Annotated in this window: 19 protein-coding genes; all 19 read left to right on the top strand. The window is 61.4% G+C overall.

Translation table 11 applies throughout. From position 1 onward, the window contains the following. The first annotated feature begins 161 nt into the window (after positions 1–161). The 19 genes from mnxG (at position 162) to J2Y56_RS26350 (ending at position 21,872) form a co-directional block, all read left to right on the top strand. The gene (gene mnxG, locus J2Y56_RS26260) at positions 162–5,987 is read left to right on the top strand and encodes a manganese-oxidizing multicopper oxidase MnxG (protein WP_310353618.1); all 5,826 of its coding nucleotides are present in this window, start codon (positions 162–164) and stop codon (positions 5,985–5,987) included. A 142-nt stretch (positions 5,988–6,129) separates the two neighbouring features. Then, positions 6,130–8,082, top strand: coding sequence for a cytochrome D1 domain-containing protein (locus tag J2Y56_RS26265; RefSeq protein ID WP_310353620.1), 1,953 nt, complete (start codon positions 6,130–6,132; stop codon positions 8,080–8,082). A gap of 13 nt (positions 8,083–8,095) precedes the next feature. Continuing rightward, complete coding sequence (locus J2Y56_RS26270) at positions 8,096–8,752, top strand: SCO family protein (RefSeq protein WP_310353622.1); 657 nt, start codon at positions 8,096–8,098, stop codon at positions 8,750–8,752. Further along, a complete protein-coding gene (locus J2Y56_RS26275; protein WP_310353625.1) occupies positions 8,749–9,357 on the top strand; it encodes an SCO family protein in 609 nt (202 codons plus the stop codon). Before J2Y56_RS26270 ends, J2Y56_RS26275 begins: the two co-directional genes overlap by 4 nt. Positions 9,358–9,366: 9 nt before the next feature. Continuing rightward, positions 9,367–10,917: an ABC transporter substrate-binding protein gene (locus J2Y56_RS26280; RefSeq protein ID WP_310353627.1), complete on the top strand. Its 1,551-nt coding sequence runs from the start codon at positions 9,367–9,369 to the stop codon at positions 10,915–10,917. Between the two features lie 13 nt (positions 10,918–10,930). Next, positions 10,931–11,884 (top strand): peptidylprolyl isomerase, encoded by a 954-nt coding sequence (locus tag J2Y56_RS26285; protein ID WP_310353632.1) that lies wholly within the window; start codon positions 10,931–10,933, stop codon positions 11,882–11,884. A 219-nt stretch (positions 11,885–12,103) separates the two neighbouring features. Beyond that, complete coding sequence (locus J2Y56_RS26290; RefSeq protein ID WP_007943941.1) at positions 12,104–12,637, top strand: response regulator; 534 nt, start codon at positions 12,104–12,106, stop codon at positions 12,635–12,637. Positions 12,638–12,722: 85 nt separating this feature from the next. Further along, positions 12,723–14,429 carry a GspE/PulE family protein gene (locus J2Y56_RS26295; protein ID WP_310353635.1) on the top strand — a complete coding sequence of 569 codons (1,707 nt, stop codon included), beginning with the start codon at positions 12,723–12,725 and terminating at the stop codon, positions 14,427–14,429. Beyond that, positions 14,410–15,213, top strand: a complete 804-nt coding sequence (locus J2Y56_RS26300) for a hypothetical protein (RefSeq protein ID WP_310353637.1) — start codon at positions 14,410–14,412, stop codon at positions 15,211–15,213. Before J2Y56_RS26295 ends, J2Y56_RS26300 begins: the two co-directional genes overlap by 20 nt. Position 15,214: 1 nt before the next feature. Continuing rightward, the gene (locus J2Y56_RS26305) at positions 15,215–15,760 is read left to right on the top strand and encodes a PilN domain-containing protein (protein WP_007943944.1); all 546 of its coding nucleotides are present in this window, start codon (positions 15,215–15,217) and stop codon (positions 15,758–15,760) included. Further along, positions 15,747–16,295, top strand: coding sequence for a GspMb/PilO family protein (locus J2Y56_RS26310; protein ID WP_150780036.1), 549 nt, complete (start codon positions 15,747–15,749; stop codon positions 16,293–16,295). The genes J2Y56_RS26305 and J2Y56_RS26310 overlap by 14 nt, the downstream gene beginning before the upstream one ends. Continuing rightward, positions 16,295–16,810, top strand: coding sequence for a hypothetical protein (locus J2Y56_RS26315; protein ID WP_007943946.1), 516 nt, complete (start codon positions 16,295–16,297; stop codon positions 16,808–16,810). The genes J2Y56_RS26310 and J2Y56_RS26315 overlap by 1 nt, the downstream gene beginning before the upstream one ends. Beyond that, positions 16,807–18,798 (top strand): secretin N-terminal domain-containing protein, encoded by a 1,992-nt coding sequence (locus tag J2Y56_RS26320; RefSeq protein ID WP_310353643.1) that lies wholly within the window; start codon positions 16,807–16,809, stop codon positions 18,796–18,798. The genes J2Y56_RS26315 and J2Y56_RS26320 overlap by 4 nt, the downstream gene beginning before the upstream one ends. A gap of 2 nt (positions 18,799–18,800) precedes the next feature. After that, positions 18,801–19,274, top strand: a complete 474-nt coding sequence (locus tag J2Y56_RS26325; RefSeq protein ID WP_310353646.1) for a type II secretion system protein — start codon at positions 18,801–18,803, stop codon at positions 19,272–19,274. A gap of 4 nt (positions 19,275–19,278) precedes the next feature. Then, positions 19,279–19,653, top strand: coding sequence for a type II secretion system protein (locus tag J2Y56_RS26330; RefSeq protein WP_007943950.1), 375 nt, complete (start codon positions 19,279–19,281; stop codon positions 19,651–19,653). Further along, the gene (locus J2Y56_RS26335) at positions 19,628–20,167 is read left to right on the top strand and encodes a type II secretion system protein (protein ID WP_310338712.1); all 540 of its coding nucleotides are present in this window, start codon (positions 19,628–19,630) and stop codon (positions 20,165–20,167) included. The genes J2Y56_RS26330 and J2Y56_RS26335 overlap by 26 nt, the downstream gene beginning before the upstream one ends. Beyond that, positions 20,164–20,556, top strand: a complete 393-nt coding sequence (gene csgE / locus J2Y56_RS26340) for a curli production assembly/transport protein CsgE (protein ID WP_310353649.1) — start codon at positions 20,164–20,166, stop codon at positions 20,554–20,556. Before J2Y56_RS26335 ends, csgE begins: the two co-directional genes overlap by 4 nt. After that, on the top strand, positions 20,553–20,972 hold the full coding sequence (locus J2Y56_RS26345; RefSeq protein WP_150780033.1) for a curli assembly protein CsgF: 420 nt from the start codon (positions 20,553–20,555) through the stop codon (positions 20,970–20,972). Before csgE ends, J2Y56_RS26345 begins: the two co-directional genes overlap by 4 nt. A 30-nt stretch (positions 20,973–21,002) precedes the next feature. Next, the gene (locus J2Y56_RS26350) at positions 21,003–21,872 is read left to right on the top strand and encodes a CsgG/HfaB family protein (protein ID WP_310338716.1); all 870 of its coding nucleotides are present in this window, start codon (positions 21,003–21,005) and stop codon (positions 21,870–21,872) included. Positions 21,873–22,105: the final 233 nt, after the last annotated feature.

Here is a 22,105-nt window from a genome sequence, read left to right on the forward strand (position 1 = left end):
CCCGGCAGAAAAGTGGGGAATAAACGGGGAATATCCCCCGACTTATCAAGTCGCAAACCTAACTATATGAAAAACAAGAAAACTATTTATGGCATGGGGATTGCTGTGCCGGTATCAGTCGAGAATTATTCCTGTGAACACCCACCGCGAGGCCCGTGGTCATGACCGGCAAACCTTACGCTCCGTCTGTGTTTAATCTGCTGCTGTTGGTGGCGTCGATGTTCGGCATCGAGCTGGCAGAAGCAGCCGTCCGTTGTGAACGAAACCTGGTGGCCAACGTCGTGGCGCTGGATCAGCCGCTGATGTTCAATCGCCTGGGTGCACAGAACGCTAACGGGATGATGTTTGCCCTTCGCCGGGACGTGGTCGATGACAACAATATGTCTCTGGCCCAGGGCGGGTCGGCGGTGCCGGGCAAAGTCTCGCTACGACCCGACAAGCGGCCGCGCCCACTGGTGCTGCGGGTGGCCGCCGGTGATTGCCTGACGATCAACCTGCAGAACCTGCTGGCGTATCAAGCCAACCCCGGCAAACACGAAGGCGTCGAGGAGGTAGGTGAAGAAGAAGTGGAAGTCGGCAATGCCGACGATTTCAAGGTCGATGAGCAAGTCACCGACCGTCACGTCGGGTTCCAGGTCAATGGCCTGCAAGCAGTCAACAGCATTGACGACATCGCCTCCTTTACCGGGCGCAATGCCAACACATTGATTCCACCTGGCGCCACCCGTTCCTACACCTTGTACGCCGAGCGCGAAGGCGCGTTTGCGGCCAGCAGCCGTGGCGCCACCTTCGGCGGTGAAGGCGATGCGGGCAACGTGGCCAACGGCCTGTTCGGCGAAGTGGTGGTGGTGCCCAAGGGCGGGCGCACCTATCGCAACACCGTGACCGAAGAAGAGATGCGCCTGGCCAGCTCGGGCCGTACCCCGGCCGGGCAGCCGATTGTCGACTACCAGGCGCGCTACCCGCAGCGCGAGCCGTGGATTCGTGAAGGCAAGGCCGGCACGCCGATCATCAACATGGTCGATGGCAATGAAATCATCTCCAGCGAGAGCGACGCGATCGTGATGGGCAGCAATGCCGACGGCAGCTTCCCGCCGTCGACCTATCCACTGGAATCCATGGGAAAACGCAACCCGGCGCTGCCAAACCGGCTGGAACCGTTCCGCGATTTCGCCTCGCAGTTCCAGGATGAAGTTGCCGCGACCCAGGCATTCCCAGCGTATTGGGCAGACCCGGTGATGGCCCACGTGCTGGAACCGACCCGCGATTCGTTCATGATCAACTACGGCTCCGGCGGCATGGGCGCCGAAGTGGTGGCCAACCGTCTGGGCGTCGGGCCGATGCACGATTGCCTGTCCTGCGCCTATGAAGAGTTCTTCCTCAGTTCCCACACCGTGGGGGACGTAGCGATGCTGGTGGACGTACCGGCCAACGTCGGCCTGGAAAACATTCTGCCGGGTCAAACACCACGCGCCGACCAGATCGGCGTCAAGGCGACCATGGCGCTGTACCCCTCCGAGCCGTCGAACGTCAACCACAGCTACATCGGTGACTTCGTCAAATTCCGCAACACCCACAACGGTCACGAGCAGCACATCTTCCACCTGCACGGCCATCAGTGGCTGTTCAACCCTAACGACGATAACTCCGACTATGTCGACGCCCAGGGCATTGGCCCGGGCGCCGGTTACACCTATGAAATCGCCAACGGCGGTTCGGGCAACCGCAACCGCGTAGCGGGCGATGCCATCTATCACTGCCACTTCTACCCGCACTTTGCCCAAGGCATGTGGGCCATGTGGCGAGTGCATGACGTGTTTGAAGAAGGCACCAGACTCGAAGTCTCCCAACAGGGTAACGACGGCTATCACAGTGAACCTTACGCCCTGCGCAGCGGTAAGCCGGCGGCGGGCGCACGGGCCTTGCCTGACGGCGAGATCATTGCCGGCACGCCCATTCCAGCGGTTGTGCCGCTGCCGGGCAAAGCCATGGCGCCGATGCCGGGCAAAGTGGCGGTTGTGCCGAAGATCAGCGAAACCCTGGTGGCCAGTCATGACGATGACGATGAAGAGGGCGATGACGACGGCGAGCATCATGGCGGTAGCAGTGGTGGTCAAGCCATCGGTTCCCTGGCCCTGGTGGACCGCAGCGAAGCCAACCGCAACGCCGACGGCAGCCTGAAAAACCCTGGTTATCCGTTCTGGATCGGCGGCATGGAAACCTCGGTGGGCCAACGTCCGCCAACCCCGCCGCTGGACATGCTCGACGCCGCCAAGGCGCAATCCCTGAAAACCAGCGGCAATGCCTTGTGGGCCAACCTTGACCCGGCGCAGTCCGGTGGCTGGGACGGCGGTTTGGGCCGTCACTCCCTGGATGGATTCTCCTCCGGTGGTGAGGCGCACACCGTGACCACTTCGCTGGACTTCTCCAAGGAAGTGACTCGAGCCAAACCGATTTACATGCCTGAAGAAGGCACCGAAGTCGAACAGGCGGCCATGGCGTTCCACGCCAAAAAAGAACACGCGAGCTACGCCGTACTGCCAGGCAATCAAGTGGTGGCGCGCAACTTCCGCACCAACGGTGCCTTGCCGACGGCGGGTGCGCCGTACTACGAACCGTGCATGGACGATCGGCAAAAACGCCTGACCGCCAGCGCCGGCACGGGCGAGTTCAACAGCGGCGAACGGATCGACGGCCTGTCATTCACCGGGTCGTCGACCTTCACCGCCGACCGTCCACGCATCTACAAAGCGGCAAACATCCAGTTTGATGCGGTGTACAACAAGGTCGGCTACCACTTCCCGCAAGCGCGCATTCTGGCGTTGTGGGAAGACGCCTGGCCGGTGATCACCAAACAGCGTCCGCCAGAGCCGCTGGTGATGCGCATGAACACCTTCGACTGCGTGCAGTACCAGCAAACCAACCTGGTACCGGCCATCTACGAGATGGACGATTATCAAGTGCGCACACCGACCGACGTGATCGGCCAGCACATTCACCTGCCCAAATGGGACCTGACTGCCGCTGACGGCTCGGCCAACGGCTGGAACTATGAAGACGGCGTGCTTTCCCCCGGTGCCGTGCAAGAGCGCATCCACGCGATTCGTCTGTTCAACCAGTGTGCAGGCACCGACCCGCGTGACGGCACGCCGGTCTGCCCGGTGGCCAAGGCGCATCCGTTCTTTGGTCAATACGGTCGGGCTGACTGGGTGGGCGCGCGCACGGCGATGCAGCGCTGGTTTGTCGATCCGGTGGTGAACGCCAAAGGCGTCGACCGTGGCCTGGGGACCATTTTCACCCACGACCACTTAGGCCCGTCGACGCACCAACAGATCGGTCTGTACGCCACCGTGCTGGCAGAACCGGCCGGTTCCACCTGGTTCCACGGCGAAACCGGCGAGCCGTTGTACAGCGGCGCGCGGCAAGACGGCGGGCCTACTTCGTGGCAAGCGGTGGTGTCGACCGGTGACCTGGACGGCGACGGCAAGAACGACAGCTTCCGTGAGTTCTTCCTCGAATACAGCGACTTCCAGCACGCGTATGAAGCCGGTGTGTACGTCGGCGCCGGCCCCAATGGCGTGCCGGATGCCCAAGCCTTCCCGGCCACTGCTGACAGCTTCCGCTACGCGATCAACCCGCCGGTGCGCAACAACGCCAGCAACCTGTTGGAAGGTGTGGTCGAAGTTCAGGGCGGGATGGTTCCGGGCTGCCCAAGCCGGCCTTGCCCGCAGGCGATCTCTGTGGATGACCCGGGCATGTTCGTGGTCAATTACCGCAACGAACCGCTGGCCCTGCGGGTGTACGACCCGAACAAGGTCGGCCCGGATGGCAAACGCGGGATGCAGGCCGATGGCCTCGGCGGCGACCTTTCGTACGCCATGCAAAGCCGTACCGATCGGGCGATCCCGGCGATGAACCTGGCGCCCAACCAGATCACCGCCGCCACCGGCCCCACCGGCGGCACCACGCTGTTCCCGCCACACATCAACCGTGGCGGTGCGGAGCCGGGTGACCCGTTCACCCCGATGCTGCGTACCTACACCGGTGACAATGTGCGGCTGCGGGTACATGCCGGCGGTCACGAAGAAGAGCACAACGTGACCCTGCACGGGGTGAAATGGCTGCAAAGCGGTTCCGGTTTCGGCAACAGCTCGAACTCCGGCTGGCGCGCGTCGCAAATGATCGGGATCTCCGAGCAGATGGGCTTCATTGCGCCGGTCTCGATGCTGTCCAGTTCGGCGGCAACCACCGGGGATTATCTGTACTCGATGGATGCGTCCCTGGAAGGTTACTGGAGCGGGATCTGGGGCGTGATGCGCAACTACACTGCGCAACGCAACGATCTGTTCGCACTGCCGAACAACCCGAAACCGGCCGGCATGCGCAACACCGTGGCTTTCGATGGCTCCTGCCCACGGATCAGCGCGAACCCGAACGGCATCGGCACCCGGCCTACCGTGCAACGCAACTATGAAGTGGTCGCGGCACTGGCCAACGACATCCTCGGCAATCCGTTGAACCTGTCCATAGCGGATCCGGCGGGGCTCGGCCAGCATGTCGGCGGGCCCTTGAACCCGGCGGGCGGCACCCTGGTTTACAACTCCAGAACGGTGAACATTCCTCAGGTCACCGTGACCGATCCTGAAGATGGCGAGACCTTCACCATCGGCGGGCAGAGTGGGCCGCTGCATGATCCGACCGCAATTCTGTATGTGCGCAAAAGCGATCTCGACCCGAACACCGGCAAGCTCAAACCCGGTGTACCTGTCGAACCGCTGGTGCTGCGTGCAGCGGCAGGTGACTGCATCAACATCACCCTGGAAAACCGCTTGCCAGTGGTCATGCCGGACTTGACCCAGACGGCGGTGATGCAAGGCATGGTCAAACGTGATCGCAACAGCGGCCAGGGCGCGACCACCTTCAGCAACAACCTGATGCGGCCGTCCAGCCACGTCGGCCTGCACGCGCAACTGCTGGCGTACGACATCACCAAATCCGACGGCACCAACGTCGGCGCCAACCCGATCCAGACCGTACCGCCACGCATTGGCAACAGCGGTGCGTACCCGACGCGTATTTATCAGTACTACGCCGGGCACCTGGAGCGTGAAGGCAAACCGATCACCCAACTGGGCCGTAATGTCGACAACATCATTTCCACGGCGGTGGAGTTCGGCGGGTTGAATTTCACCCCGGCGGATGTGATCAAGCAGCCACAAAAAGGCCTGGGCGGTGCGATGAGCATCCTGCCGGTTGGCGCCACCTGGGTTGAGGACGCGCGCAAAGTCAACGCCACGGTCACCGCGCCAGGGCAGACCCTCTACCGCGACTTCGCGATGGTCTGGCAGAAAGCCTTGAACATTCGCTGGGCCAATGGTCGGCCGGTGGAAGGTATTGCCGCTGAAGGTCAGGGGGTGCCGACCGATCCACAGGACAACTCCAGCATGGCCATCAACTACAAGACCGAGCCGATGTGGTTCCGTTTCGGCCTGCCGCCGGACGCGCCGTTCGGTCACGCCGGTGGCTTCGGTTACGGCGACGTGCCCAACGCACACATGGCCTACAGCAACGCGCTGGTGGGGGGCGATCCGCAGACACCAGTGCTGTATGTCAAACCGGGGCAACCTTTCCGCACCCACATCATGATGCCGACCGGTGGCAGCCGTGGTTCGACCTTCCAGCTTGACGGTCACGTCTGGTCGGTCAACCCGTTCCTGTCGGAGAAGAGCGACACCGGCGGTTATCCGATGATGACGCCTGGCGTGGGTTCGGTGCGGTTCGGCTATAACCCGATGTCGATGTACATCGGCGCCCACGAAAGCATCCTGCCGGCGGCGCACTTCAGTTTCATGCACCCGAGCGCCGGGGGCAGTAATGCGATACCGGGCGATTACCTGTTCCGTGATTACGCGGCGTATGGCAACACCGCAGGGCTTTGGGGCTTGCTGCGGGTGACCAACGAACCAGAACCGGCGCCGGCGCCGTAAGCCGGGAGATGGGCTGTGGGAGCGAGCCTGCTCGCGATGAAGTCACCTCGGTGTTATGGGGTGAGGCAAATGACGCTATCGCGAGCAGGCTCGCTCCCACAAGGGTTGCGCGGCAGATACAGAATCAAGAGGGGAGAGAGCGATGAACAGGACCATCAAAATCGCCGGTTGTGCGCTGATTGCAGGGGGCGCGCTGATCAGTTTCGGCGTCTGGCGCACCGCGCCGACCACAAATCCGGGCAAGGTCGCTCAGCCCGACACCTGGAGCAGCCAGAACCTCTCCCGTGACGGTATTTCGGTGGCGCTTGAGGTCAAGCCGTTGGCCAAGGACGGTGTGCTGCGCGAAGGCGAATTTGCCGACGTACAGTTCCGGGTCAACGACAGTGCCTCGGGCCAGCCGTTGTCGGGCGTCAATCCCGGCGCCTGGCTCGACCCCGAAACCGTCGCCGCCGACCAGGCCCAGGGTCGCGAGCAAAGCTGCAAGTCGCGGGTCGGGGTGTTCCTCAAATCCAGCATTGGTGCGCGGCCGTTGCTGGACCTCAACAGCTATTTCCTGCTGGTGATGAATCGCGATGCCAGCGTTTCGGTAGTCGACCCGTCGGTGTCGGTGGGGGGCATCACCAGCACCATGGCCCGGATCAACCTCAAGCAACCGCCGATGGATTGGGTGACCCCGAAGGACAACAAACGGGTATTTGTGTCGATGCCGACGGCGGGGGAAGTGGCGGTGATCGACAGCGAGCAATTCAAGTTGCTGGAGTCGGTGGCTGCCGGCAGCAACCCGGTGCGTGTGGCCCTGCAGCCGGATGAGCGTCTGCTGTGGGTTGGCAACAACGCGTCAAAATCCGACGAGTCCGGCGTCACGGTGATCGACACCCACAGCCTCAAGACTCTCAAACACCTGGCCACCGGGGCCGGGCATCACGAAATTGCTTTCAGCAAGGACAGCCGGTTTGCCTTCGTCACCAACCGCGACGACGGCACTTTGAGCATCATCGACGTCGCCAGCCTGACCGTGAGCAAACAACTCAAGACCGGCTCGCACCCGCTGTCAGTGGCCTACTCGCCGCTGTCCCAGGCGGTGTATGTCGCCGATGGCCAGGACGGCACCGTGACCGTGGTCGACAGCGCCAGCCTGGCGGTGCGCCGGGTGATCAAGGTGAAGCAGGGCCTGGGACCGATGGGGTTCAGCGCTGACGGTCGATTCGGCATTGTGCTGAATACCCTGGAGAACCAGGCCTCGGTGATCGACGCCGCCACCGACTCGTTGATCCATGAACTGGACGTGTCGGCCGAGCCTTACCAAGTGGTGTTCACCAAAGCGTATGCCTATGTACGCGGACTGGCGTCGGCCAAAGTCACGATGATCAACTTGTCGTCGCTGGGCCAGGGGCGTACGCGGATCAGTCAGGGTTTCGAAGCCGGACCGCAGCCGCCACGGCTGGCCGGTGACCTGCCGCTGGCGTCGAGCCTGGCGGTGTCGCGGGATGACAACGCGGTGTTCGTGGTCAACCCGGTGGACAACACCACCTATTTCTATGCCGAAGGCATGAACGCGCCGATGTCCGGTTACCCCAATCGCGGGCAAGTGGCACGGGCGGCGATGGTCATCGACCGCAGCCTGCGCGAGGTCGAGCCGGGGCTGTACAGCTCACGGATCAAATTGCCGTCGGCCGGGCGTTTCGATGTGGCATTCCTGCTCAATCAACCGAACATCATTCATTGCTTCACGGCCTTGGTTGAGCCCGACAAACAACTCGCCCAACACGCTGGTGTGCCTAAAGTGGAGTTCATGCTCGACAAGGCAACGACCGCCATCGGCAGCCCTTACGTGGTGCGCTTTCGCATCGTCGAGGGCCAGCAGAAGATCCAGCGCAGCGGGGTCAAGGATGTTCACGTGCGCTACTTCCTCGCCCCGACTTCCCGGGTTCAGGAAGTCGCTGCTCTCGACGTGGGCAACGGCATCTATGAAGCCCCGGTAACCCTGGACCAGAACGGCGCGTGGTACTTGCACGTGCGTGCGGCGTCGCTGGGTGCGAATTTTGACGACAAGACTTTTGCCAGCGTGCGGGTTCTGCCCGGCATTACGAACTGAAGAGGACACCGACATGAACCGTTTCGCACATCATGGATTGCTGACGTTCTGCCTGTTGACTGCCGGTATCGGTCAAGCCCTGGCGCACTCGGCGGATGAGCACGCCGGGCACGACATGCCGGCCCAAAGCGCCAGTTCCGAGCATGCACAGGTGAAGTTCGCCGACGTGGCACTGGTGGACCAGGACGGTCAACCGGTGCGCCTGGAGAAGGACCTGGTCAGCAACAAAATCGTGGTCATGAGCTTCATCTACACCAGTTGCACCACGGTGTGCCCGGTGGTGTCCTCGATCATGGGCAAGGTGCAAACGCAACTTGGTGCACGGGTCGGCGGCGAAGTGCAACTGGTGTCGATCAGCGTCGACCCGCAGCGCGACGACGCCAAACGCCTGAACGACTACGCCCGCAACTTCCAGAAAGGCCCCGGCTGGAGCTGGCTGACCGGCAGTTCGCAGTCGATCAATGAAACCCTCAAAGGCCTGGGCTCGTTCAGTGGTGACATCAAAAACCACCAGCCATTGATCCTCGTCGGCGACGGCAACAACCGTCACTGGACCCGCTACTACGGGTTCACCGACCCGGCGGTGCTGACCCGTGAAGTCGAGAAACTCAGCGGCCTGCGCAATACCCACGCCAAACACACCGCCATCGCCATGGAGCAACAGCCATGAGAACGCTCGCCTTGACCCTCATGTGCCTGTTCTGCTTGACGGCGTTGGCCCACGAAGGGCACGAAGAAGCTGCACCGGCTGTGCCAGCCGCGCAACCGGCGACCGGCACACACGACGCACAAACCTGGTTCACCGATACGCCGTTGCAGGATCAGAACGGCGAGACCTTGCGCTTCTACAGCGACGCATTGCAAAACCGCGTGGTGCTGCTGAACGTGATTTTCACCAGTTGCAACGATGCCTGCCCGCTGATTACCCGCAAGCTCAAGGAGGTGCGTGAGTTGCTGGGCGACAAGGCGGATGGCATTACCTTTATCTCCCTTACCAGTGATCCGCTGCGTGATACACCGGCGGTACTCAAGGCCTATACCTTGAAACAGGGCGTCGATGGGCCCCACTGGCTTTTTCTTACCGGCGACAAGGCGCAAATGGACCTTGTCCTGGGGCGTATCGGCCAGATCGTGCCGACCCCCGAACAGCACTCGACGCAGTTGATCGTCGGTGATGTGGCGAACAAGCGCTGGAGCAAAATTCGCCCCGATGCCCCGGCTGCCGCCATTGCTCAGCGCTTGCAGTTGCTGACCATGCCCGTGGCCGGTCGCTGAGTCCGCGCCATGAAAACGTCCCTCGTCCTCGGCCTGCTACTCCTTGGCGGCATTCCTTTCGCCGCCCAGGCGTCAGCGTTGAGCCCCAGCGAAAGTGCGGGCAAGCGCCTGTACCGCGAGGGTGTGGCCGAGAGCGGTGAACCGGTCATGGCCCGGGTCGGCGCCGCCGATATGCTGCTGCCGGCCACCAGCTTGCCGTGCGCCAACTGCCACGGCGCTGACGGGCAGGGGCGGCCGGAAGGCGGGGTGCGCCCACCGGACATCAGTTGGTCGCGCCTTTCCAGCCGCTATGGCCAGGCACAAATCAACGGCCGCGACTACCCGGCTTACACCGAGGGCACGCTGGCCCGTGCCATTGCGCAAGGTCGCGACTCCGCCAACAACCGGCTCGACCCGGCGATGCCACGGTTCGTGCTGTCGATGAAAGATCAACGCAACCTCACGGCCTACCTCAAGCGGGTGGCCGATGACCGCGACCCCGGTTTGACCGACGACAGCTTGCACTTGGGCACGTTGTTGCCCAGTCAGGGCCCCTTGGCCGACGAGGGCGCCACAGTCGCGGCAATCCTCAAGGGCAGTGTGGCGCGGATCAATGCGGCGGGCGGCATACATGGCCGGAAATTGCGCCTGACCATTCTCGACCCCGGCCTGGATCGTGCCAGTGCCGAGTGGGCGTTGGACCAATTGATCGATCAGGAACAGGTGTTCGCCCTGATCGCACCACTGGCACCGGCGCTGGACGCGGACCTGGCGGCGCGTCTGGAGCGGGCGGGAATTCCGCTGATCGGGCCGCTGTCGTTACAGGGCTCGGCGCAGTCCAGTCGACAAATCTTCGAACTATTACCGGGGCTGCGCGAACAGCTGATCGCCCTGGCCAACTACGCCGCCGCCAGTTTGCGCGTGCTCCAGGGGCCGACGCTGATTACCTACCCGGACGAACCGGGCCAACGGCTGGCGGCGCAAAACCTCGGGCAGTACCTGCAAGATAACGCCTGGCAACAGGTACGCCTGCAAGCCTACGACTCGATGCAGGACGAACTGCCGCTGGGCTCGCGGTCGGTGTTTTACCTGGGCAGTGGCAGCGGCTTCAGTCGTCTGGCCGAACGTTTGCAAACGGCGGGGCAGGTGCCTTACCTGTTCGCAGCGTCGAATCAGGTGGCCGGTGACGTGTTGCAATTGCCCAGTGGATTTTCCCGTCGGTTGTTTTTGGCCTACCCGTTCGTGCCCAGTGACTGGACGCTGGCCGGACGCCTGGCGCTGACGCAATTGCGCGAAATACAGGGGCTTGGCGCTCAACACGCGGTGCTGCAGGTCGGCGCCTACAGCTCGATGCAACTATTGAGCGAAGGCATGAAGCAGGCCGGGCGCGACGCCAGCCGCGAGAAGCTCGTCAGTGCCCTGGAAGCCCTGCACGATTTCGATACCGGGCTGACCCCGCTGATCAGCTTTGGCCCGGGGCGTCGCCTGGGCTTGAGCGGTGCACATGTCGTCACCGTGGACCTGCCCGACCAGCGCTTCTTCCTGGTTGCCCCCTACAAACCCATTGCTGTCATGCCTTGACCGGAGGCCCATCATGAAACTCAACATTGCGCTGATGCTGCTGACACTGTGGGTCCCGGTGGCGTTCTGCAACAACGGGCCGGCCGCCGCGCGGGTCAATGGCGAGGAAATTTCCGAGTTTCGTCTGGAGCGCTATTTCGCCGAATTTCTCGAAGATCAGGGCAGGGCCGTGGGCAACATACGTAACCCCAAGGCCTACAAGCAACTGCGTCAGAAGGCGCTGGATGCGTTGATCGACAAGGAGTTGTTGTGGCAGGAAGCAGTCAAGCGCGGCGTGGTCATCAGCGATGCCGACGTGCAAAACCAGGTCGCTCAGACCCGGCAGGCGATCGGTGGCCCTGAGGTGTTTGCCCGCCGGCTTAACGACGCCGGTTTCGATGAAGCCAGTTTTACCGAGTACACCCGTCGTGAGTTGGCGGCCCAGAAAGTCTTTGCCGACCTGATTCAGGTGGACAAGCCGGATGAAAAAGAGGTCAGGGCATTTTACGAGGAGCACCGCGCCGACATGAGCCGGCCGGAAGAAATCCAGGCCCGGCATATCCTGATCAAAGTGTCGCAAGGTGCCGATGCCGCCACAGTTGAAGCAGCACGTCTACGCTTAACAGAAATGCGCATTAAAATCAGCCAGGGCGAAGACTTTGCCAGCATTGCCCGGGCCGGCTCCGAAGACGCGACTGCCAGTGAAGGCGGGGACCTGGGCACCTTCCCTCGTGGCCGCATGATGCCGGAGTTCGAAGCGGCGGCTTTTGCTCTGGCGCCGGGTGACGTCAGTGAGCCGGTGCGCACGCCACTGGGTTGGCATCTGATTTATTTAAAGAACCACTGGGATGCGGCCGATGTCACAGAAACTCAGGGGCTTGAAATGGTCCGGGCGTACCTTGCCCGACAGGAACAGGCCCAGGCTCGTCTGCAAGTCTTGGCGCAGCTTCGATCAACCAATCGAATCGAACGCATTGATGATGATTGATGCTTGTTCCCCAATTGTGGGGAAAGCATCATTGCAAAATCCTGGCGCTTCCCCGTCTTTGGGGGACGGGTTTCGCGAGCGAAAAAGTTTTATGATGAAAATCAAAGAGATGTTCCGGTCAAAAACCGGCTCTCAGTCTGGCATGAAGTGTGCGTTAGCCTCATTAAGGCGCGTACTCCCAGGAACGGAATTCGGACCTGCGGTTACAAGGAGTCGACCTTGTTGAACAGAATACTGGTTGTTGAAGACGAACAGCTTCTTGCACAAAACCTTCAGGATTATCTGGGGGCGCAAGGGCTGGAAGTCCTGGTAGCGAACGACGGTGCGAAGGCCATCGGCGAAGCCGAAAAATTTGCACCCGATGTGATGGTGTTCGATTACCGCTTGCCCGATATGGAAGGTTTTGAGGTGCTCGATGCCATCCGCCAAAACAGGAAGTGCCACTTTGTGCTGATTACCGGGCACCCAACCGCTGAAGTCTGTGAGCGGGCCCGGCAACTGGGAGTCAGCCATATCCTGTTCAAACCGTTTCCGTTGGCGGAATTGGCCCGTGCAGTCTGTGACCTTTTAGGGATGAAGCGCGAACCCAGAACGGGCGTGAGCACTGCCGAAGGATTCGTCGAACGACGCCAGAGCAGGACCGAGAGTTTCCCGCTGCAGTTGTACGACGGTAGTTGGGTGCTTGCGGATCGCCGACGGAAGACATCGGCCTCCATGGCGCCAGACGACGAACAACTGCTCACCGGGGAGTAATTGGCGCGACAAGACGTTCCGGCACCCGCCGCAATGACTCGCCGCGCCGACAGGGCTCAAAGCCCCGGGTGTTGGAGAGCATTTCATGGATCGTCTATCCCTTGCCGTCGAACCGGCGTTGTTGGACTGCGTACCGTCTCGTTTTTCCAGTGAGCAACTAGCCCAGGCCCGGGCCCGCGCCACCAGTTCCGGCGAACGGGTACTCGAAGCCCTCGGGGTGTTGTGCGAACTGGACCCGATGCCCTTCATCCAGTGCCTCGGCACCACCCTGCATTATCCGGTGCTCGACACCGACAGCCTGTTCAAGGCCATCCCGGTATTCGACCGGGTCACCCTGGCCCAATGCCTCAAGCGTGAATTCATCCTGCTGCGTCACGACGATGCGGTCATTGGTGTGTTTGCCGACCCCTTCGATACGGCGCGCCTGGCCTGGATCGACGACTGCCTGCACGGTGCGCCGCTGTACCTGGTGCATGCCGACGACCTGAAAGCCTACCTGGCGCGTCACGAAGAGAGCTTCCACGCGGTGGAGTCGCTCAACGCCCAGGCCGACGGCAACACCGAGATCGACACCCTGCAAAGCCTGTCCCTGACGAGCATCAGCGAAGACTCCAGTGTGGTGGTCAAGCTGGTGAACTCGACCCTCTACGACGCCTTGAAAATGCACGCCAGTGATATCCACTTGGGTACCACCGGCAGCGGCCTGGTGATCAAGTACCGGATCGATGGCGTACTGAACAACATCAGTAAAATCCAGGGCAACGAATTCGCCGAGCAGGTCATTTCCCGGGTCAAGGTCATGGCCGAACTGGACATCGGCGAAAAACGCGTGCCTCAGGATGGCCGCTTCAAGATCGGCATCAGCGGCCGGCAGATCGACTTTCGGGTATCGATCATGCCGAGCATTTTCGGTGAAGACGCGGTGCTGCGGGTTCTCGACAAACAAGACCTGGCCGACAAGGTCAGTGGCGTGCAGTTGCAGGCGCTGGGCTTCGAAGAGGAAACCCTGCGCCAGCTGCGGCGCCTGGCGGCTGAACCTTACGGCATGGTGCTGGTGACCGGGCCGACCGGTAGCGGCAAAACCACCACGCTGTACGCGATGATCACTGAGATCAACCACGGCGTGGACAAGATCATCACGATTGAAGATCCGGTGGAGTATCAACTGCCGGGCGTGCTGCAAATTCCGGTCAATGAAAAGAAAGGCCTGACCTTCGCCCGTGGTTTGCGCTCGATCCTGCGCCATGACCCGGACAAGATCATGGTCGGTGAAATCCGCGATCCGGACACCGCGCAAATCGCCGTGCAATCGGCACTCACCGGTCACCTGGTGTTCACCACCATCCACGCTAACAACGTGTTCGACGTGATCGGTCGTTTCACCCAAATGGAAATCGACCCGTACAGCCTCGTGTCGGCCCTCAACGCGGTGCTGGCGCAGCGCTTGATCCGCCTGGTCTGCGCCAGTTGCAGTGCGCCGGTCACACCCACCGACGACGAGTTGCAGGCGTCGGGTCTCGATCCAAAAGAAGTCGGGCATTACCACTTTGTGCATGGCAAGGGCTGCGGTCACTGCCGTGGGACCGGCTATCGCGGACGCAGTGCGATCGCCGAGCTGCTGCACCTGGACGATGAACTGCGGCAAATGATTGTTGAGCGCCAACCCATTTCGAAAATCAAGGCCCACGCGTGCAAACGCGGCCTGCGCCTGCTGCGCGAGTCGGCACTGGAACTGGTGCAACAGGGGCGGACCACGCTTGAGGAGATCAATCGTGTCACTTTTGTCTCGTGATCGTTATGTCGCCGTGCTCGGCGCCAGTGGTGTCGGCCTGGGCCAGCGCAAAGGCAGCGAAACCCTGTGGTTGGGCAGCGTCGGCTTTATCGACGAAGGCTTCCATGCCTGGGCCGTCGCCCTCGAAACCCTCGACCGTTTGCTGGGTGAACATGCGCCTGCGGGTGCGGAGTTGAGTGTGGTGATTTCCGGGCACTTCAGCCGTTTCTGCCTGGTGCCCTGGAGCGATGCGATCAGCACCCCCGACGAATTGCTCGGGTTCGCCCAGCTGTGCTTTGAAGACCTTTACGGTGTACCGGCTCAACCCTGGAGCATCGTGCTGTCGGCCGAACCGGCGGGGTATGACCGGATCGCCACGGCGCTGCCGCAAGACTTGCTGACGCTCCTGCGCAGCCTGGTCAGCGGTCGCGGCCTGCGCTTGCGTTCGGTGCAGCCGTACCTGATGGCCGCGTTTAACCACTTCGACAAGAGCTTTGACGGTGACGACTTTCTGTTTGTGGTGGCCGAGCCCGTGCGCAGTGTGCTGCTGCTGGCGCGGGAAGGGCGCTGGGTGGCGGTGCGTTCGGTAGGCACCAGTGACAGCGACGCCTCACTGACCGCACTGATCGGCCGTGAAAGCCAGCTGCAAGCCTCCACCAGCGAACGGCCGTTCAATCTCTACCTGCATGCCCCGGCGCGCATCGACTCACACCCCGACGTGCCCGGTGTGCAGTTGCGCACCCTTGAAGAAGACCAGACATCCGTACGCGACAGTTTGTACGTCATGTCTCGGGCGGTGGCCTGACATGCGCCCGCTGATGCTCGACTTCCAGCCGCGTCGTCGTGCCGGCCCATTGGGCTGGAGCTTGCTGGGCGGTGGCGTGGTACTGGCGCTGGTGTGTCTGGTCGCCCAGCACCACCTCGACGAACAGGCCTCGCAACAGCAAGGCCATTTGCAACACGCCCAGCGTGCGCTCACCGGCGACACCGGCAGCAAAGTCACCTTGACCCCCGCCGAAACCCGCGAGCAGGCACAGAACCTGGCCGAAATGCGCAAAGTTTCCCAGCAATTGCGCCGGCCTTGGGAGCGCTTGTTCTCCATGCTCGAAGCCATGCCGCGGGAAAACGTCGCCTTGCTGACCCTGACCCCGGATGCTCGCAAAGGTCAGGTGCGCATCAGTGCCGAGGCGCGGGATCTGGAGGCCATGCTCGAATTCCACCAACGCCTGGAAGCCAGCGACGAGCTGTCCGACGTGTCGTTGCTTAGCCACGAAATCGTCGCCAACGTGCCGGAACACCCGGTGCAATTCAACCTGTCGGCCAGTTGGGAGATCGGCGATGCGAATCCCTAAATTGATCGTCCACGAATACCTGCAAGGTTTGGGTGTTCCTGGCCTGGCGGGCCTGGCGCTGCTGCTGGTTGCCCTGGTTTATGGTCTGGGCGGCCTGGTGCCGGACTGGCAAGCGCTGCAACAGCTCAGCCAGCAGACCCGTGAAGCCGGCGAGTACCTGGCCAAGGTTGAAGACGGCAGCGTTGCTGCCCCGGTCGTACCGCAACGTCAGCTCGATGACTTCCGCAGCAAATTGCCGTCGCAGCCTCAGGCCACCGTGGCCATCGACAAGATCTACGCATTGGCCAGCCAGGAACACATCACCCTGGCCCGTGGTGAATATTCATTGGGCATCGACCCCAAGACGCACCTGGCCCGCTACCAGATTCTGCTGCCGGTGCGCGGCAGCTATCCGCAACTGCGGCGCTTCCTGCACGCCTTGCTCGGCCAGTTGCCAGCGGTGGTGGTGGAGGATGTGGAGTTCCAGCGTAAAAAGATCGTCGACACCGACCTGACCGGGCGGATCCGCATGACCCTCTACCTGTCGAGGTCATGATGAATACCAAACGCGTAATGGGTTGGGTGGCGTTCTTCGGCGTGGCCGCAGGGCTGGCCTGGGGACCTCAATACTTCCAGCAAGCGGAGGAAGGTGAGGATTCAGCCGCCGTGACCACCCCGGTCAAAGGCAAAACCGGCGGAGCACTGCCGGCGGTATCTGCCGATGGCAAACCAGCGGTGATCAAGGACCTCAGCCCGTCCGGCGACCTCTTTGGCTCGCGCAGCTGGAAGCCGGCACAGACCCTGGCCCGCGTCATCGAACAACCCGTCAACCCAACTCCGGTGGTCCAAGCCCCCAGCGTACCGCCGATGCCTTTCCAGTTCATTGGCAAGCTTCATGACCGCTCCGACCTGCAAGTGTTTTTGCAGAGCGGCGAAAAAATATACGTCGTACGCAAAGGGGATGTGATCGACGACAACTGGCGGATCGAGCGGATTTCCGATGTGGAACTGAGCTTTGTCTACTTGCCTCTGCATGTGTCCCAGACTTTGTCTGTGGGGAGCGAGCAATGAACAAATCCCGTTTGCTGTTGAGCGTCTGCATCGTTGCAGCGCTGGCCGCGTGCAGTTCGGCGCAGATCGCGAACAAGGAAGGGACCGAGCTGATCGAGTCGGGGCAGTACGAAGCCGGCCTGGCGCGTATCGAAGAAGGGTTGCGCGAAGACCCTCGCGATACCGCTCTGCACATAGCGCTCACCAGCGGTCGGGCGCTGGCAGTGACATCGTTGCTGACCCAAGGCGACATGGACCGCGCACAACGGGATTTCGCCTCTGCACGCATGGCCTATGGCCGGGTACTGAACATCGAACCGAACAACCGTCGCGCCCAGGACGCGCTGCGTCAACTCGAGTACCTGCGCAGCATGGATGAAAAACTCGAACTGGCCCGTGGGGATTTGCGTCGTGGTGACATTTACGGGGCCGACCGTCAGGTCAGACAGATCCTCGAACTCGACCCCCAAAATCAAGGCGCCCTGGAGCTGCAAGCCAACATTCGCCTGGTGCAGAGCCGCAACGTGATTCCGTATCCACAACTGCGCACCCGCCTGGACCGTCCGGTAACCCTGGAATTTCGCGACGCCAACCTGAAAACCATTTTCGAAGTGCTGTCCCAGGTGGCCGGGTTGAATTTCATCTTTGACAAGGACCTGCGCCCGGACATGAAAGCCACGATCTTCGTGCGCGACGTGCGCATCGAAGACGCTGTGCAACTGCTGCTGCAACAGAACCAGTTGCACCAGAAAGTGGTGAACGAAAATACCTTGCTGATCTACCCGGACTCGCCGCAAAAGCTCAAGGATTACCAGGAGCTGGTGATGCGCACCTTCTACCTGACCAGCATCGATGCGAACACCGCGTTGAACATGATCAAAACCATGCTCAAGACCCGCGACGTGTTTGTCGATGAACGCCTCAACACCTTGACCATGCGCGACTCCGAAGACGCCATCCGCATGGCGGAAAAGCTCCTGCAATCACAGGATCAGTCCAACCCGGAAGTGGTGCTTGAAGTCGAAGTGATGGAAGTGGCCCGTCAACGGATTCTTGACCTCGGCCTGCAATGGCCGAACACCTTCGGCGTGATCAACACCGACGGTTCGCCCGTGACCATCCTCGATCAACTCAAAGGCATCACCTCCGACCGGATCACCATTTCACCGTCGCCACAAGCCAAGATCAACGCACAAGACAACGACATCAACACCCTGGCCAGCCCGGTGATTCGCGTCACCAACCGTGAACAGGCGCGCATCCACATTGGTCAGCGCGTGCCGATCATCAGTGCAACCTCGGTGCCGTCGACTCAAGGGCCGGTGATCACCGAAAGCGTCACCTACCTCGATGTCGGTCTCAAGCTCGAAGTGCAACCGATCGTGCACTTGAATAATGAAGTGGCAATCAAGATCGCCCTGGAAGTCAGTAACGCCACGCCGCTGGAACCGACCCGCCAGGGCACCATTCCGGTTCAGGTCGATACCCGCAACGCCCAGACCACACTGCGCCTGCATGACGGCGAAACCCAAATCCTCGCAGGCCTGGTGCGTAACGACCATGGCAGCACGGGTAACAAGATCCCGGGCCTGGGTGACATTCCAGGACTTGGCCGCTTGTTCGGCAGCAACAAGGACACCGTTGGCAAATCGGAACTGGTGCTGTCGATCACGCCACGGATCGTGCGCAACCTGCCTTACCAGAGCCCTTCAGACATGGAATTCCAGACCGGCACCGAAACCAGCATGCACGTCCAGGCACCGGATCGCGGGATGCAAACGTCGATTGAGGCTGAACACAACGCACGGCAGGTGGCGGGTGTTACCAGCCAGGTGACTGGCGGCCGGGCAGTTTCTGGCGTGACCACCCAAGTGACTGGCGGCCGGCCAGTGGCTGGCGTAACCACCCAGGTGACTGGTGGCCGGGCAGTGTCTGGCGTAACCACTCAGGTGACTGGCGGTCGGCCGTTGGCTGCAACCGCCACTCAAGTGACCATCGAGAATCCTTGATCATGAGCGCCTCGCAACGCGGTTTTACCTTGATCGAAGTCGTCGTGACGCTGGCCCTGATCGGCCTGTTGGCCGGTATGGCCGCGCCGCTGACCGAGACCATCGTGCGCCGGGGCAAAGAGCAGGAATTGCGTACTGCGCTGTACCAGATTCGCGACGGCATCGACGCCTACAAACGCGCCTTTGACGCCGGTTATATCGAGAAGTCGCTGAACAGCAACGGTTATCCACCCAATCTTCAAGTGCTGGTGGAGGGCGTGCGCGATGTGCGTAGCGCCAAGGGCGCCAAGTTCTACTTTTTGCGCCGCGTACCCCATGACCCACTGACGGCGGTCAAGCGTGACGACGAAGGTGGCTGGGGCTTGCGCTCATATGACAGCACGGCTCAAAACCCGCGCGACGGTGAAGACGTCTTTGACGTCTACTCCAAGGCCCGGGGAAAAGGGCTCAACGGCATCGCGTACCGGGAGTGGTGAGCATATGCGTCGGGAAAAGGGGTTTACCCTGTTGGAGCTGATGGTAGTCATGGCAATCATCGCGACGCTGATGACCATTGCCTTGCCACGCTATTTCAACAGCCTCGAAACGTCGAAAGAAACCACGCTGCGCCAGAGCCTGTCGGCGATGCGCGAAGCACTGGATCACTACTATGGCGACACCGGACGTTACCCCGATTCGCTCGATCAACTGATCGAGCAGCGTTACCTGCGCAACGCACCGATGGACCCGATTGCCGAGCGTAAAGACACCTGGGTTCTGGTCGCACCACCGGATGGCGTGGCGGGTGGGGTGGCCGATATCAAAAGTGGAGCCACAGGGAGGGCGCGTGATGGCAGCCTTTATTCCGAGTGGTAAGCCCACCGATGAGGCGGGGTTCACTTACCTGGGCGTGCTGTTCCTGATCGTGGTGATGGGCATGGGCCTGGCCAGTGCCGGTGAGTTGTGGTCCACCGCCTCGCGCCGCGATCGGGAACGTCAGTTGCTGTGGGTCGGCACCCAATACGCCCAGGCACTGCGCAGCTATTACCGCAGTTCGCCAGGCCTGGCCCAGTATCCGAAAGAGCTGGCAGACCTGCTTTCGGACGAGCGTTTTCCATCGCCAAAACATCATCTGCGCCAGTTGTATCCGGACCCGATTGGCGGTGGGGAATGGGAGTTGATGCTCGGTTTCGACGGGCGCATCACCGGCATCAGCAGCCCTTCGACGGACACGCCGCTCAAGCAGACTGACTTTCCCAGCCAGTGGTCGGACTTCAACGGCATGGCGAGTTACAAAGACTGGCAGTTCGTGGCCGAGAAGGCCTTCCTTGACGGCACGTCGGGCCCGCCGAAAAGCCAGTCCGCACTGCCTCAGGCGCTATCGCCATGAACAGGCACTGGTTCGCGGCCCTGATCCTCACGTGCGTGGCGTCCTTCGCCATCGCCGCCGAAGAGGAGGAAATGCTCGGGTTCATCGTCGATGACACGATCTCGCACATTGGCCACGACTTTTACTACTCGTTCAGTGAACGACTGCGCGCCACCAGTCCGATGGATTTCAACCTGGTGGTACGCGAACGACCTTCGGCACGCTGGGGCAGCCTGGTGACCGTGGAATATCAGCAGCGACTGGTTTATCGACGCTTCCTGCCACCGAACACCGTGGAACTCAAAGACGACGCCTATCAGGCCGCCGATTGGGTTCGCGGGCAAATTGTCCAGCGCAAGCTGGAGGCCTTATTGCAGGACACAACGGACCTGGAGAGGGACGAATTATGAAAGCAAAAACGTTCTGGCGGCGCACCGGCATTTTACTGCTCGGGCTGGGAAGCGGTGGTTTGGTCCAGGCCACGGAGCTGGTCTATACGCCCGTCAACCCCTCGTTCGGTGGCAACCCGTTGAATGGCACCTGGCTGCTCAACAACGCTCAGGCGCAGAACGACTATGACGACCCGGACCTGAACAACCGCACCCCCGTGGCCGGCACTTCCGCGCTGGAACGGTTCACCAGTCAGCTTCAATCGCGCTTGCTGGGGCAAGTGTTGGACAACATTTCCTCGGGTAACTCGGGGAGCCTTTCTACCGACGCTTTTGTTGTCAACGTTGTCGACGATTCGGGTTCACTGACCATTGAAGTGACCGACCGCGCGACCGGTGAGATTTCGGAAATCCAGGTTAACGGCCTAAACCCTTGATGGGGCTTTTGGTCTTTGGGGAGTAGGGATATGAAAAAAATAATAGCGCTGGGGCTGTTGTTGGCGACATTGCAAGGTTGTGGTCTGCGCGAGCCGGTGTCGGCCGAGCAGGACACCGAAACCCCGACCCTGACACCACGGGCGTCGACCTATTACGACTTGCTGAAAATGCCACGACCCAAGGGCCGGTTGATGGCGGTGGTGTACGGATTTCGGGACCAGACCGGGCAATACAAACCGACCCCGGCCAGTTCGTTTTCTACCAGCGTGACCCAGGGCGCGGCGAGCATGTTGATGGATGCGATGCAGGCCAGCGGCTGGTTTGTGGTGCTGGAACGGGAAGGGCTGCAGAACCTGCTGACCGAGCGCAAGATCATTCGCGCCTCGCAGAAAAAAGCCAATACACCGGTGAACATCCAGGGTGAACTGCCGCCGCTGCAAGCGGCGAACATGATGCTCGAAGGCGGGATCATTGCCTATGACACCAACGTGCGCAGCGGCGGGGAAGGGGCGCGCTATCTGGGGATCGACATTACCCGGGAGTACCGGGTGGATCAGGTGACGGTCAACCTGCGGGCAGTGGATGTGCGCAGTGGTCAGGTGTTGGCCAACGTCATGACCAGCAAGACGATCTATTCGGTTAGCCGCAGTGCCGGGGTGTTCAAGTTTATCGAGTTCAAGAAGTTGCTGGAGGCGGAAGTCGGCTATACCACGAATGAACCGGCGCAATTGTGTGTGTTGTCGGCCATTGAGGCTGCGGTCGGGCATTTGCTGGCGCAGGGGATTGAGCGGAATATGTGGCAGGTGGCGGGGGATAATTCGCCTGCTAACAATGAGACGCTTGATCGCTACCTGACTCAGAACAAAGTGGTTCCCGAGGGGGAGGGTGGGGCGGAGTGAGCCGAGGCGGCCTTCGGGCCGACCTGGCTCCCCCGGATGCACACCATTCAAATTGTGGGAGCTGGCCTGCCAGCGATAACGGCCTGACAGCCGACTAGTTTCTTGCAGATGTACATATCCATTTCTGCGGTAACGGCTGCTGGCGGTTTCGCCCTTACGGCGAGGCACTTGTGCGCCCAGCATGGGCGCCATCCTAGAGGTGAAAGTCCTCTCTTGAGCTGGCCACAGCGAAT

It is taken from the genome of Pseudomonas sp. BE134 (genome assembly GCF_031456105.1).
GTDB lineage: Bacteria > Pseudomonadota > Gammaproteobacteria > Pseudomonadales > Pseudomonadaceae > Aquipseudomonas.